Raw genomic sequence first — 14,263 nt, forward strand, 5'->3', positions numbered from 1 at the left:
CATTGATTAAAGTTTCAATTTATAATAGAAAAAGAAGTGATTTTAGGAGAATATTTTATGGGGAGAAAAGGAACATGTATAAAATATTAATTGTAGAAGATGATGAAAAAATTGCAGAAATATTAGAGGAGCATTTAGAAAGGTATGGATATCAATCTTTCAGAGTAAGCGATTTACGGCATATAAAAGATGAGTTTGTAAAAGTAAGTCCTCATCTTGTGTTACTTGATATTAATTTACCATACTTTGATGGCTTCTACTGGTGCCGCCAAATCCGCATTGTATCGAATGCGCCAATTATTTTCGTTTCTGCAAGGACAGGGGAAATGGATCAAGTGATGGCGATTGAGAATGGCGGGGATGATTATATTACAAAGCCGTTCCATTTAGATATCGTAATGGCAAAGGTGAAGAGTGCACTTCGCCGCGGGTATGGTGAGTATGCTTTGGCCGCGGAAAGTGATTGTTTAGGTGTTAATGGATTGTTATTATTTCCATCACAGCACACAGTAGAGTGGAAAGGGCAACAAACTGAACTTACAAAAAATGAATTTTATTTATTAGAATGTTTAATGAAACAAGCGAATCAATACGTGACACGTGAAGAGCTGTTAGAGGCCTTATGGGATGAAGTAGCTTTTGTTGATGATAATACATTAACTGTGAATGTAAAGCGTGTAAGGAAGAAATTAGAGGAGTTAGGTATTAAAAATGCAATTGTAACGAAACGTGGATACGGTTATGCGCTTCTTACAGAGTGGGGCGAAGGGCATGAAGGCTAAAAGTTACCTCATAGACCGCTTTTCTTTAATTCTTTCTTATATTGTAAGCCTTTGTTTATTTGGACTCGTATTGCAGTTACAAAGTCTTTTAGAAAAAAGATCAATTGATTGGAGTACGTGGTTATACGGACTGTTATTAGGGACAGTTGTGTTTACTGTATACCTCATTTACGATTACCGAAAACGAAGTGTGTTTTTAAAGAGAATCGAAAAATATGTTGCTGGCGGAAATACATTACATGATTCTTTACTTATTGATACTTCGTATACGGTAGAGCAAGAGATGGTCGTTGAGTCTTTTACGTTGCTAAGACAGCAATATATGAATGAAGTTCATAAACAGCATGCAAAAGAACAACAGCAAATGATATTTATGAACCAATGGATTCATCAAATGAAAACACCAGTATCCGTTATTGAATTATTGTTACAGAAATATGGTAAGGAACACCGTGAAGCAAGGAGAACGATTGAAAGTATTCGTGAAGAAAATAACCGTATTTTAAATGGGTTAGATTTAGCGTTACATATGGCGAGGTTAGATCAGTTTTCAAAAGACTATAAAGTAGAAGTAGTAAATGTTATAGATGTCATTCGAGATATTATTAATGAAAATAGAAAGTCTTTCATTCAATCTTCTGTATTTCCGAAAGTGATGTTTGAAGAAGATACTTGTATGGTTGCATCTGATAGAAAATGGCTGAGTATTGCTATAGGTCAAATTGTTGTAAATGCAATTAAGTATACAAAAATTTCAGAAGCAGAGAAAAAAGAAATTCAATTTCAAATTGAAGAGAAGGATCAAAAGGTGTTACTGCATATTCGAGATAATGGAATTGGTATTCCAGAGCAAGATGTAAAGCGTATATTTGATCCGTTCTTTACGGGAGTAAACGGCCGTAAAACGAGGGAAGCAACTGGAATGGGTTTATATATTACGAAGGAAATTTGCGGTAATTTACATCATGGAATTTATGTACAATCAACAGAAGATGAAGGGACAACATTTACGTTCCAATTTGCAAAAGATGAAGAATATCATACATTAATGAGAAAAATGACAAAATTGTAAGATAACAAAACGTTTTGTAAGGGAAATCACTCGTTTCTTTTTCTTATTTTTCTTATAGTAAATGTAAGAAGAAAACACATAGGGGGATTAGAAATGAGTGTTCTTGAAGTAAAAGGGTTAACGAAGGTGTACCAATCGAAAGGTTCAGTAGCGACGACTGCTTTAAATGATATAAATTTTAAAATTGAAGAAGGCGAATTTGTAGGAATTATGGGGCCTTCAGGGAGTGGTAAAACAACGCTTTTAAATTTATTAGCGACAATTGATAAGCAAACTTCAGGTCATGTACTTGTAAATGGTGAAGAAATTAATCAAATGCGTGCTGCAAAATTGGCGGAATTTCGCCGTACACATTTAGGATTCATTTTCCAAGATTTCAACTTACTTGATACGTTATCCATTAAAGAAAATATTATTTTGCCGCTTGTAATGGCGAAGAAATCTGTAAAAGAAATTGATGCGAAAGTACTTGAAATTGCGAGGTTTTTAAACATCGAAGAAATTTTAAATAAAAAAGTATACGAAGTATCAGGCGGACAACAACAACGTGCAGCTGCTGCAAGGGCGATTATTCATGAACCAACGTTAATTTTAGCAGATGAGCCAACTGGAAACTTAGATTCTAAGTCAGCTAAATCATTAATGGGAGCACTTCAAGATTTACATGAGCAAAAGAAAGTGACAATTGCAATGGTAACGCACGATCCGGTAGCAGCTAGCTATTGCGAACGTATTCTTTTCATACGCGATGGAGAAATTTTCTCGGAAATCCATAAAGGGAGAACGAAGCAAGCCTTTTTCCAAGAAATTTTAGACGTACTTGCGATGTTAGGAGGAGAATATCATGAACTTTCGCCAGCTCGCGCTTAATAACGTAAAAGGAAATTGGCGTAATTATAAAGCATTCCTTATTAGTAGTTGTTTATCGATCGTAGTATTTTTCATGTATGCTTCCTTCATTTATCATCCAGATGTCGTAAGCGGTAATATTAGTATGAGGACGATGATTACAAAAGGATTAGAATCGATGAATTATATTGTAGTCATCTTCTCAGCACTCTTTATTTTATATGCAAATTCAACGTTTTTACGAGCAAGAAAAAAAGAATTCGGTTTATTAACATTAATAGGTGGAACGAAGGCACAACTTGGCCGAATGATTATATTAGAGCAACTGATGTTAGGTAGTATTGCAATTGTAGTAGGTATTGGGATTGGAATGCTTTGTTCAAAACTTTTCTTCCAAGCACTCAGTGTCTTACTAAAAATTGATAAAACACTGCCGCTTGTGTGGAATGGAAAAGCAGTTCTTATTACAGCTGGCGTATATTTTATCCTCTTTTTAATCCTATCATTGTTTAGTGTTTGGACAGTAGGGCGCTTGCAAATTATTGATTTATTAAGAGAAGCAAGAAAACAAAAAGTAGAGCCTTTTGCATTTACATGGTTAGGTGTAGTCGGTATAGGCTGTATTATTGCGCCGTATATACTCTGTTTCCAAGTAACAATTATGAATTTTATTATGTATTTCTTACCAATTGTAGGACTGACGATTGGCGGAACGTATTTACTATTTACGCAAGGTAGTACAGTCGTATTAAAAGCATTGCAAAAAAGAAAACAATCTTTTTATACGTATCCAAATATGTTTGTACTTAGCAATCTTATTTATAAAATGAAAGATAATGCTCGTTTTCTATTTGTCATTTCTATCATTACAGCAGTTGTTTCTTCAGCAGTTGGTACGCTTTATGTATATTTTGAAAATATGAGTGCGAAAACGGTAGACCTTACGCCACATGCTATTTCATATGAAGAAAAGGGTATAAATACGCATACCATTATTGACGAGGAAAAAGTACAAGGATTATTAAAAAAGAATGGGTTTGAAGATGCACGAAAAATAAACTACGTAAAACTACCTGCAACGCAGAAAATAACGTTCTTTAACAGTGAACATGAAGTGCCAACAGCGATTGTTTCAGAGAAAGAATATAATGCGGAAGTACGCAAACAAAAAAGGGAAGAAGTTAGAGAAGTTCATAATGCACCAGGTAGTGCGACGATGATCATGAGTGATATGACAAATGATCTAGTGAAGATAGATCGTACGAAGCCATATGAAATTGCAATTAATGGGCAAAAACAGTCTGTGCAGTTAAATGAACCAACTTCATATTCTGTTTTTAATGATGACGAATATCTTATTGTGAATGATCAAGATTTTGAGAAATATGCAAAGCTCGTACCAGACGGAGAAAAGACGAAATATTATGGTTATTATATTGAAGATTGGAAAAGTACCGAAAATCTTGTGCTAGATTTAAAAAAGGAAATTGCGCCAGAAAAGCAAGGAGAACTGAAAAATTCAGTGTTTGCTTATAAAGATATAAGAGAATCCGGAGCGATTACAATGTTCATCGGTTTCTTCGTAGCAGTACTGTTCTTCTTCTTCGCTTGTAGCATGACATACTTTAAATGGTTTAATGATAAAGAACAAGATCGTATTCAATTTAAGTCATTAAAAAGAATTGGTATGACAGATAAAGAAATTCGTAAAATTGCAATTCGACAAATGGGTGTTATCTTCTTTATCCCAATTTTAATCGGTACAATTCATAGTGGATTTGCCCTTCATACGTTAGGGAAAATGCTTTATATTGATTTATGGAAATCAGGTGCGATTGTAATTGGAGCATATATTTTAGCTTCTGCCATTTACTTTATGATCGCTCAAAGAGGATATTTAAAACACGTAAAAAGCTAGGGAAACCTCTAGCTTTTTACCTATGTAGTAAGTTACAGGAGGACGGTAGATGAACATTAGGCAACTAGCGATGCAAAATATAAAGGGGAATTGGCGTAATTATAAAGTGTTTTTCTTAAGTAGTTGTTTTGCAATATTTGCGTCTTTTGCATACATGTCTGTTATTGTACATCCGTATATGCAAGAGACAATGTGGTATCAAAATGTACGCTGGGGACTTATCATATGTAACATTATAATTATTTCTTTTTTCGTCGTATTTATTTTGTATGCTACTTCTATTTTCATAGAAGCACGTAAGAAAGAATTAGGACTATATATGTTAATGGGAGCAACGAAATCTAACGTAATAGGAGTGATTATGACCGAGCAAATATTAATTGGGATTTTCGCTAATATTTTCGGTATTGGGCTTGGAATGATCTTTTTGAAACTCTTTTTTATGGTATTTAGCATGTTACTTCGCCTTCCGAAAGAACTCCCTGTCATATTTGACGTGAGAGCGATTGGTGTGACTTTTGTTACATATATGGTCGTATTTATTTTCTTATCTTTTATAAGTGCTTTACGTATATGGAATATAAAAATCATTCGGTTATTAAAAGAATTTCGTACGGATAAAAGAGAAGCGAAAACATCAAAGTGGCTTTGTTTATTTGGTTTTGTTTGTTTAGGGGTGGGGTATACGCTAGCGCTACAAGTGACGATGCCAACGATAGCATTATACTTTTTTCCTGTTGTTATATTAATTTCTTTTGGAACGTATTTCTCATTTACACACGGCGTTACACAAATATTAGAAATGATAAAACGAAATAAAAAGATTATGTATACATATCCGTATTTGTTTATAGTGAATCAATTATCACATCGAATGAAGGAAAATGGTCGCTTTTTCTTCATGCTGTCTATGGCAACGACGTTTGTAGTTACTGCAACAGGTACAGTGTTCTTATATTTTTCTAGTATGCAAGATATGTGGCGGGACGGAGGAGTACACTCATTTTCGTACATAGAAAAAGGTACTTCTACTCATGAAGTCTTTGAGGAAGGTGCGGTTGAAAAATTACTGCATCAATATGGATATGATGATTTTCAATATATGAGTTTTGTTGGAGTGTATGCATCTTTTCAGTCCAATAAGGGAGAAACAGAAGTGGCACCGCTTATGAAGGAAAGTGAATACAATCAAGAGGCGCGAAAACAAAAACAGAAAACGTATCATCCTAAAAAAGGAACAGTTACGCTTGTTTATTATAATAAACGCAATCATCCAAATGTATATAATCAAAAAGAGATTCAATTACAAGTAATGAATCAAACGTATCCATTCGCATTTAACGGTCAGAAAGAAGGGGTACAATTTAACTATCACCCCGCGTACATTAATGGTCTGTTTTTCGTCATGAATGATGAAGATTTTGACAGTATAGCAAATACAATTCCGGATTCTGAAAAAATGATATATAGAGGCTACACATTGCCAAATATCGAAAATACGAAAGGATTAAATGCAGATTTACGGAAACATATGAAACAAGATACGAATGATGCGTTTCGAAGTAATATGGAGTTATATGTGAATATGAAAGAGTTCGGTGATATAACTCTATTTGTAGGCTCATTCATTAGTATATTATTCTTCCTTACTTCATGTAGCATCGTATATTTTAAATGGTTTCATAATATTGCATCGGATCGTAAGCAGTACGGGGCACTCTCTAAACTTGGAATGACGAAGGAAGAAGTGTGGAAGATTTCTCGTTGGCAATTGTGTATGCTATTTTTTGCGCCAATTATAGTAGGGAGTATGCATAGTGCTGTTGCGTTATATACGTTTCATAATACTGTCTTTATGGACGGTTCATTAAGAAAAGTAGGCTTGTTCATTCTGTTTTATATTTCTGCATGTATCATCTATTTCTTCTTCGCTCAAAGAGAATATAGAAAACATATAGACTAGTGAAGACTAGTATTTTTTAAATATTCGAAATTTACATAGAAGAATATAAAAAATTATGGTATAACAGTAAGAAAACGAAAAAGAGGGGAAAAGACGATGATTCGAGTAGGATATTTAGGACCAGAGGCAACATTTACAAATATGGCGGTGAGTCGTTTTTTTCCGGAAGCAGAGCATGTACCGTATCGAACGATTCCTGATTGTATTGATGCAGCTGCAAATGAAAATGTAGATTTCGCAGTTGTACCATTAGAAAACGCCATAGAAGGTTCAGTTAATATAACAGTTGACTATCTCGTACATGAGCAACCACTTTCCATTGTAGGAGAAATTACGGTACCAATTCAGCAACATTTACTTGTACACCCACAGTACGAAGAAGTGTGGAAAGAAGTATACGCTGTACATTCTCATCCGCATGCCATTGCACAGTGTCATAAATTTTTAAATGAGGAATTAAAAGGCGTAACAGTTCGAGATATGACATCAACAAGCGCTGCTGCGCAATATGTGAAAGAACATTCTGAAGAAAAAGTTGCCGCCATTGCAAATGAAGCAGCGGCAGAAAAGTACGGATTAACAGTTGTAAGACGTGACATTCATACGCATAAAAACAACCATACGCGTTTCCTTGTTCTGCATAAGAAAAAGAAAGCAGTACTCCCAAACAACGGAGAAAATCGCGGAGAGAAAACGACGCTTATGATAACGTTACCTGCGGATTATGCAGGAGCGCTATATCAAGTGTTATCAGCTTTCGCATGGAGAAAATTAAACTTATCAAAAATCGAATCTCGCCCTATGAAAACAGGTCTTGGAAATTACTTTTTCTTAATCGATGTCGATAAAGCATACGATGACGTATTATTGCCAGGTGTAACGATGGAACTTGAAGCACTCGGTTTTTCTGTTACTGTTCTGGGGAGTTATTCTTCTTATTGGTTGTAGTGATAAATAAAATCCCACCTGCAAAGGGTGGGATTTTTTATTTTAACTTCGCAAGACGATCCGCTAACTGCCCACGCCAAACATCAGCTAGTTCTGGAACCTCAAGAATTTTTTCAAGGCCAACTTTATCTTTTCTATTATGAAAATATATTTCGTTAGAGAAAAGAACAGATACATTGCTTGGATGACGCTCTAATAATGTGATTTTAGAATCTTTACGCACGGTACCTTCTTGTAGAACTCGGCATAAGTATCCAGTATATCCAGTTGCTACAATACGTGGCAAAATACCAGGAATGCCAAGACGTTTTGAAATCGTACTACAAGGTACTCGAGCTTGTGTTACTTGAATGATCGCGTCGCCTAATTGATATGTATCTCCGATGCAAATATCACGTTCTAACATATTTGTTACTGTAATGTTTTCGCCAAATGTGGAAGCTGGAAGTGTTGTTTGAAATTCTTCTTCCCATAGTGAGTAATGTTCATACGGATAAATACAAACAGCGCGGTCAGGTCCACCGTGATGTTTTAAATCGGCTACATCATCACCAAGGAATCCATCCTTTGAGAGGAAAGCTTCTTCTGTAGGCTCTTTACATATACCAGTGATCATTTCTTTATCTTCGTTATATTTCATTTGTTTCGGTTTACCGGTGCTAAAGTGAACGAGTTCAATTCCCATATTTGATCTCCTTTACAATTGATTACAATATTATATCATTAAAAAAGCACAGAGAATGATGAAAACCTCTGTGCTTTACATTAATAAACGAGAAATCCAGCGCGGTCTAGTGCATCACAAGCCGCATCTAATTTCTCCTTAGAATCTGCTTCAATTGTATGTAAGTGAATACCATCTGTTAGTTGCGAAAGATAGGAAGCATTTGTGTTTTCGATTTTTTGTAAATATTGCTCTACATCAAAGCGATTACTTACCATAATCGATGCTGTTAAGTCGCCGTATACAGGATGCTCAACTTTTACGTCTTTAATCGTAACGCCGTGGTCAACTAACATGGTAAGCTCTTGACGTACTTCTGCCGGTTTATGTTGGCATACGATTACGCGTTCGAAAGCTTGTTGTCTTGTTTGTGGTTTTAAATATAAATACCCTTGTGCAGTCGCAATAATTGGTTCATTTCGTGCTTTTAGTAAGGAAATGTCTTGAACGATAACTTGCCTACTTACGTTTGTCTTTTTAGATAGCTCATTCCCAGATAACGGATCATTTGCAGCAAGAAGCCACTTGAGGATGAGTTGTCGTCTTTCTTCGCCTAAAATCTTTTTTTGATCATTTTGTTTCATTATGATTTAACACCTCTATAAAATTGATTTCCAATTGTGTGTAGTGCATGAATAGTTGTATCAATTTGTTCTTTCGTTGTTTGATGTCCAAATGAAAAGCGGACATATTGTTTTGCCTCTTCATACGTTTTTCCAATTGCAAGCATTGTTTTTGAAGGGTCTTGATTACCGACTTGGCAAGCACTTCCAGTTGAAATGGCTATACCATGACGGTTACATTCTAACATTGTATACTGACCTTCTATTCCTTTTATTGTAACCCCAATAATATGTGGTAAACAAGAAGTAGAATGTCCTTTCACTTCAATTTCTAGAGGAAGTGTTTGTAATTGCTCTAAAAAATAGGATCGTAATTGTTTAAAACGAAAGCTCTCTTCCTTTTGATTCTTTAATATATGCTCTGCGGCTGTTAAAAAAGCAGCGATTCCAGGAACGTTCACTGTACCAGGGCGAAAGCCTTTTTCATGAGAAGTTCCCGGAAATACTTGTTCCCAGCGAACTTGTGGATTTATATAACAAGCTCCAACTCCTTTTGGTCCGTATATTTTATGGGCTGAAACAGAGAGACTATCGATCTCCATCGCTGTAACGTCTATTGGAAGTTTACCAAATGTTTGAACACAATCCGAATGAAATAAAACATTATATTTTTTTAAAAGTGCTCCGATTTCTGCAATGTTTTGAACGGTCCCGATTTCAGAGTTTCCGTGCTGTATACTTGCTAGAGCAGTATCTTCTGTAATAGCTGCTTCTAAATCTATTAAATGAATTATCCCACTTTTATCAACAGGAATCTCAGTAATAGTATAACCTTGCGATTGTAAGGATTGAAAATAACTTCGAATCGATGCGTGTTCCATAGGTGTCGTAATAATGTGCTTTCCATTTCTAGCATTTAGAAGGGATTGAATCGCAAGGTAGTTAGATTCTGAACCGCCGCTTGTAAAGAATACACCTTGTTCCTTACCCCTAATCATTTCTGCAAATGTTTCCCTACAAACTTGTAATAAAGATGATGCACTTCCGCCGATATCGTGTAAACTTTGTTCATTTCCGAAATATGTTTTTGTTGCTTGTATATATGTTTCTAAAGCTTCTTCGCTCATAGGTGTTGTCGCTGCATAATCTAGATATATCATCATGTAATTTCCTCTCTTCAGTAAGAGTGACATTTGTTTTCGTTTTTAGAAGGGTAGTGAAAATAAGAATTGTAAAAAAACTCTTGTCATTATTTTAAAACTATGTAAATATAGGTGTCAAGACAGTTGAAAAGTGTAAAGTAGGAGGCAACAATTATGCCAAGTGCAGATGTCTTGATTATCGGGAGCGGCGTTGCAGCGCTTCGTGTTGCGAAAGAGCTTTGTCACGAAAAGAATGTGATGATTATCACAAAAAAAACAGGACGTAATAACAATACACATTTAGCTCAAGGAGGAATTGCAGCAGCTGTTGCTACATATGACGATCCGAGTGGGCATTTTGAAGATACATTAGTGGCAGGTTGCCATTATAACAACGAAGAAGCAGTTCGTTATTTAGTTGAAGAGGGGCCGAAAGAAATAAGTAAGCTTATTACAAATGGAATGAAATTTGATGGGGATGAAAAAGGGCTCCACCTTGGCAAAGAAGGAGCGCATCGAAAACGACGTATTTTACATGCGGGAGGAGATGCAACTGGTAAAAATCTATTAGAGCATTTAATACAAGAAGTAGTTCCGAACGTTACTGTCGTTGAGCATGAAATGGTGCTCGATTTTATTATAGAAAATAATAAATGTATAGGGGCTTTAACGCGAAATAGTGAAGGGAAGCTGAAGCGTTACTATGCTGATAATACGGTGTTAGCATCAGGAGGAATAGGTGGTTTGTACGCCTTTACATCGAATGATGAGACAATTACAGGCGATGGACTTGCGATGATATATCGAGCTGGGGGAGAACTTGTTGATTTAGAATTTATACAATTTCATCCGACGATGTTATACGTGGACGGGCGATGTTGTGGTCTCGTTTCTGAAGCAGTCCGTGGTGAAGGAGCTGTCCTTATAAATGGAAAAGGACAGCGTTTTATGATGGATATACATCCCGGGAAAGATCTCGCACCGCGTGATGTAGTGGCAAGGGCTATTCATGAACAACTTCTTGCGGGTGAAAAAGTGTACTTAAACATCGAAACCATTCAAAACTTTGAACAACGTTTTCCGACCGTCTCATCATTATGTAAAAAGAATGGTATTGATATAAAAGAAAATTCTATTCCGGTCGTACCGGGTGCTCATTTTCATATGGGCGGCGTGAAGACGAATTGTGACGGAGAGACGTCCATTTCAAACTTATATGCGGTCGGTGAAGTGGCTTGTAATGGAGTTCATGGTGCGAATAGATTGGCGAGTAATTCATTATTAGAAGGTCTTGTGTTTGGAAGACGAATAGGAAAACACATTTTAGCTAAACCAGCAGAGGAAAGAAAAAATGTTCTGGAAGAGAGAGGGAAAAGTTTTATAGCTCTTAATGATTTACCGTTGAAAGAAGAAATACAAGAATACATGATGAAGCATGTTGGGATTGTGCGAACTGAGAAAAATTTATCATATGTTAAGAGATGGTTTAGTAGGTACGGTGTGCTAAATATGATATTACAATATGATGCACTTACAAATGAAGAGATAACGCTTATTAATATGTTAACAGTTTGTGAGCTTATAACAGTATCAGCTTTGCAAAGAGAAGACAGTATTGGTGGTCATTATCGCATTGATTATCCAGAAAGAAACAGCGTGGAAAAAGAGATTATTCGAGTGAGAAGAAAACTACAACTTGTTTAATAAGGGGAAGAGGGGTTTTATGAATACGTTAAAAGTTAAGGAAGCATTAAATCGATTTTTTCTAGAAGATATAGGAGAAAGAGATGTAACATCTCAGCTTATCTTTCCCGATAATGCACTTGCGAAAGGAACGTTTCTTGTAAAGGATACAGGCGTATTTGCAGGACGCTTAGTAATTGAAGAAGGATTTAAATTAATTGATCAGAGAATTGAAGTTGAACTTCATAAAAAAGATGGGGATCTTGTAGAAAAAGGCGAAATAATTGCAACCGTGCAAGGCCCAATCGCATCATTATTAACGGCAGAGCGGGTTATATTAAACGTTATTCAGCGTATGAGCGGGATAGCGACGATGACACGTAAGGCGGTTTTTGCTTTAGATAGCAGTCATACACGCATTTGTGATACGAGAAAAACGATGCCAGGACTACGTATGTTTGATAAATATGCGGTAGTATGCGGGGGCGGATTTAACCACAGATTCGGTTTATATGATGGTGTCATGATTAAAGACAATCATATTGCTTTTGCTGGCTCGATTACAAAAGCTGTTACATCGGTGAAAGAAAGATTGGGACATATGGTGAAAGTAGAAGTCGAAACAGAGACAGAGGCGCAAGTAAGAGAAGCAGTAGAGGCCGGCGCAGATGTTATTATGTTCGATAATCGTACGCCAGAAGAGATTCGTGAGTTTTCAAAAATTGTACCAAGTGCCATCGTTACGGAGGCTTCAGGTGGTATTACAATTGAAGATTTATCAAGATACGGAAAAACCGGGGTAGATTATATTTCACTTGGAGTGTTAACACATTCAGTGAAGGCACTTGATATTAGTTTTAATATTGAGGCTTAATGAGAGTGGTTTAGAGGGGGAGAATCATAAATGGGTATTTTAGAGAAAGTTCAGCCAATCGAAGGAAGGTTACCAGAGCGTTATCAAACGATGTCTACATTAGAGATGGAAGAGCGTGTCCGTGAAATTAAAGAAAAAATGGGGGCATTACTATTTATTCCAGGACATCATTATCAAAAAGATGAAGTGGTGCAATTTTCAGATGCAGCAGGGGACTCACTTCAACTCGCGCAAGTTGCAGCGAGTAATAAAGAGGCAAAATATATTGTGTTTTGTGGTGTGCACTTTATGGCAGAAACGGCAGATATGTTAACGACAGATGATCAAATTGTCATCTTACCAGATATGCGTGCCGGCTGTTCTATGGCAGATATGGCAGATATTGAACAAACAGAAAGAGCGTGGAAAGAGCTCACGAAATTATTTGGGGATACGATGATTCCATTAACATATGTAAATTCAACAGCTGCGATCAAAGCGTTTTGTGGTCGTAATGGAGGGGCAACAGTAACTTCTTCTAATGCAAAACAAATGGTGTCTTGGGCGTTTACACAAAAAGAGCGTCTCGTCTTTTTACCAGACCAACATTTAGGAAGAAATACAGCGTATGATTTAGGTATTCCGTTAGAAAAAATGGCAGTGTGGAACCCGCATACAGATTCGTTAGAGTACGATGGAGATATAGAAGAAATTCAAGTGATTTTATGGAAAGGCCATTGTTCTGTTCATCAAAATTTCACTGTGAAAAATATCAAAAATGTGCGAAAAAATCATCCGGATATGAATATTATTGTTCACCCTGAATGTTGTTATGAAGTTGTTGCCGCTTCCGATTATGCAGGATCAACGAAATATATCATTGATATGATTGAAGCTGCTCCAGCGGGAAGTAAGTGGGCGATTGGTACAGAGATGAATTTAGTAAACCGAATTATTCAGCAACATCCTGATAAAGAAATTATTTCGCTAAATCCGTTTATGTGTCCTTGTTTAACAATGAACCGAATTGACTTACCTCACCTATTATGGGCACTTGAGAACATAGAAAGAGGAGAACAAATTAACGTTATTCGTGTAGAGAATCAAGTAACAGAAGAGGCAGTTCTTGCATTAAATCGTATGTTAGAGCGTGTTTAAAGCAGCGGAATTTCCGTTGCTTTTTTTCGTACATATAATCATAACAAGAATGAAAGAGGCATACATTGTGTTGAGGAAATCATTGCGATTTTTCTATGCTTATTCCACTTCAAATCATATTGAAAATAGAAGAAGTGATAAAAGTAAAAGAAGTTAATGTTGTTTAGAAAGTGTTACTTCAAAGTGTTTTTTACTTATAGATAAGTTATACAGGAGGGGGAAAATTTGAAAATTCATATCGTGCAAAAAGGGGAGACCCTTTGGAAAATTGCAAAAAAGTACGGAGTGGATTTTGAGACGCTAAAAAAAACAAATACACAGCTTAGCAATCCAGACCTAATTATGCCAGGGATGAAAATTAAAGTGCCATCGAATAGCGTTCATGTGAAACAACAGACTGGATCGGGTTCAGCGCCCCCGAAACAATATGTAAAAGAGGTACAGCAAAAAGAGTTTTCATCAACACCAACTCCACTTGGAATAGAAGATGAAGATGAAATTACGTACCAATCAGCACCTATTACACAGCAACCAGCTATGCAACAAACACAAAAAGAAATGCAGGTAAAGCCGCAAAAAGAAATGCAGGTAAAGCCGCAAAAAGAAAT

The 14,263-nt window shown here is 36.2% G+C and carries 13 protein-coding genes; 10 read left to right on the top strand and 3 right to left on the bottom strand.

Annotation, left to right across the window (positions count from 1 at the left end; translation table 11 throughout):
* The first annotated feature begins 74 nt into the window (after window positions 1-74).
* The 6 genes from MR071_RS16450 (at window position 75) to pheA (ending at window position 7,532) form a co-directional block, all read left to right on the top strand.
* On the top strand, window positions 75-782 hold the full coding sequence (locus MR071_RS16450; RefSeq protein WP_002112034.1) for a response regulator transcription factor: 708 nt from the start codon (window positions 75-77) through the stop codon (window positions 780-782).
* Window positions 772-1,854 (top strand): HAMP domain-containing histidine kinase, encoded by a 1,083-nt coding sequence (locus MR071_RS16455; RefSeq protein WP_142395746.1) that lies wholly within the window; start codon window positions 772-774, stop codon window positions 1,852-1,854. Before MR071_RS16450 ends, MR071_RS16455 begins: the two co-directional genes overlap by 11 nt.
* A gap of 93 nt (window positions 1,855-1,947) precedes the next feature.
* Window positions 1,948-2,724, top strand: coding sequence for an ABC transporter ATP-binding protein (locus MR071_RS16460; protein WP_002015381.1), 777 nt, complete (start codon window positions 1,948-1,950; stop codon window positions 2,722-2,724).
* Entirely contained in the window at window positions 2,699-4,621 is a 1,923-nt protein-coding gene (locus MR071_RS16465) for an ABC transporter permease (protein ID WP_242236962.1), read from the top strand. The genes MR071_RS16460 and MR071_RS16465 overlap by 26 nt, the downstream gene beginning before the upstream one ends.
* A 49-nt stretch (window positions 4,622-4,670) precedes the next feature.
* On the top strand, window positions 4,671-6,584 hold the full coding sequence (locus MR071_RS16470) for an ABC transporter permease (protein WP_105584382.1): 1,914 nt from the start codon (window positions 4,671-4,673) through the stop codon (window positions 6,582-6,584).
* A 96-nt stretch (window positions 6,585-6,680) separates the two neighbouring features.
* The gene (gene pheA, locus MR071_RS16475) at window positions 6,681-7,532 is read left to right on the top strand and encodes a prephenate dehydratase (RefSeq protein WP_105584383.1); all 852 of its coding nucleotides are present in this window, start codon (window positions 6,681-6,683) and stop codon (window positions 7,530-7,532) included.
* Between the two features lie 37 nt (window positions 7,533-7,569).
* Here pheA and MR071_RS16480 read toward each other — a convergent pair whose 3' ends face one another.
* From MR071_RS16480 to MR071_RS16490, 3 genes are all read right to left on the bottom strand, one after another.
* Complete coding sequence (locus tag MR071_RS16480; RefSeq protein ID WP_242236964.1) at window positions 7,570-8,217, bottom strand: MOSC domain-containing protein; 648 nt, start codon at window positions 8,215-8,217, stop codon at window positions 7,570-7,572.
* An 80-nt stretch (window positions 8,218-8,297) separates the two neighbouring features.
* Window positions 8,298-8,840, bottom strand: a complete 543-nt coding sequence (locus MR071_RS16485) for a transcription repressor NadR (protein ID WP_105584385.1) — start codon at window positions 8,838-8,840, stop codon at window positions 8,298-8,300.
* Window positions 8,840-9,982, bottom strand: coding sequence for an IscS subfamily cysteine desulfurase (locus MR071_RS16490; RefSeq protein ID WP_242236965.1), 1,143 nt, complete (start codon window positions 9,980-9,982; stop codon window positions 8,840-8,842). Before MR071_RS16490 ends, MR071_RS16485 begins: the two co-directional genes overlap by 1 nt.
* A gap of 153 nt (window positions 9,983-10,135) precedes the next feature.
* Here MR071_RS16490 and nadB point away from each other — a divergent pair, with 153 nt between their 5' ends.
* The 4 genes from nadB to safA all read left to right on the top strand — a co-directional run.
* Window positions 10,136-11,665, top strand: coding sequence for an L-aspartate oxidase (gene nadB / locus MR071_RS16495; RefSeq protein ID WP_242236967.1), 1,530 nt, complete (start codon window positions 10,136-10,138; stop codon window positions 11,663-11,665).
* Between the two features lie 19 nt (window positions 11,666-11,684).
* The gene (nadC, locus tag MR071_RS16500) at window positions 11,685-12,518 is read left to right on the top strand and encodes a carboxylating nicotinate-nucleotide diphosphorylase (protein WP_242236968.1); all 834 of its coding nucleotides are present in this window, start codon (window positions 11,685-11,687) and stop codon (window positions 12,516-12,518) included.
* Window positions 12,519-12,548: 30 nt separating this feature from the next.
* On the top strand, window positions 12,549-13,655 hold the full coding sequence (gene nadA, locus MR071_RS16505; protein WP_242236971.1) for a quinolinate synthase NadA: 1,107 nt from the start codon (window positions 12,549-12,551) through the stop codon (window positions 13,653-13,655).
* 225 nt (window positions 13,656-13,880) lie between these two features.
* Window positions 13,881-14,263 (top strand): SafA/ExsA family spore coat assembly protein (safA, locus tag MR071_RS16510; RefSeq protein ID WP_242236973.1); only part of this gene is annotated, 383 nt, incomplete at its 3' end.

Origin of the sequence: Bacillus cereus group sp. BfR-BA-01316 (genome assembly GCF_022664195.1) — a bacterium.
GTDB lineage: Bacteria > Bacillota > Bacilli > Bacillales > Bacillaceae_G > Bacillus_A.

Bases quoted from the DNA above. Each gene is read 5' to 3' on its own strand.
- nadC (WP_242236968.1), top strand. From the start codon at position 11,685: ATGAATACGTTAAAAGTTAAGGAAGCATTAAATCGATTTTTTCTAGAA.
- MR071_RS16470 (WP_105584382.1), top strand. From the start codon at position 4,671: ATGAACATTAGGCAACTAGCGATGCAAAATATAAAGGGGAATTGGCGT.
- MR071_RS16480 (WP_242236964.1), bottom strand. From the start codon at position 8,217: ATGGGAATTGAACTCGTTCACTTTAGCACCGGTAAACCGAAACAAATG.
- MR071_RS16490 (WP_242236965.1), bottom strand. From the start codon at position 9,982: ATGATGATATATCTAGATTATGCAGCGACAACACCTATGAGCGAAGAA.
- MR071_RS16450 (WP_002112034.1), top strand. From the start codon at position 75: ATGTATAAAATATTAATTGTAGAAGATGATGAAAAAATTGCAGAAATA.
- MR071_RS16485 (WP_105584385.1), bottom strand. From the start codon at position 8,840: ATGAAACAAAATGATCAAAAAAAGATTTTAGGCGAAGAAAGACGACAA.
- MR071_RS16460 (WP_002015381.1), top strand. From the start codon at position 1,948: ATGAGTGTTCTTGAAGTAAAAGGGTTAACGAAGGTGTACCAATCGAAA.
- MR071_RS16455 (WP_142395746.1), top strand. From the start codon at position 772: ATGAAGGCTAAAAGTTACCTCATAGACCGCTTTTCTTTAATTCTTTCT.
- MR071_RS16465 (WP_242236962.1), top strand. From the start codon at position 2,699: ATGAACTTTCGCCAGCTCGCGCTTAATAACGTAAAAGGAAATTGGCGT.
- pheA (WP_105584383.1), top strand. From the start codon at position 6,681: ATGATTCGAGTAGGATATTTAGGACCAGAGGCAACATTTACAAATATG.
- nadB (WP_242236967.1), top strand. From the start codon at position 10,136: ATGCCAAGTGCAGATGTCTTGATTATCGGGAGCGGCGTTGCAGCGCTT.
- nadA (WP_242236971.1), top strand. From the start codon at position 12,549: ATGGGTATTTTAGAGAAAGTTCAGCCAATCGAAGGAAGGTTACCAGAG.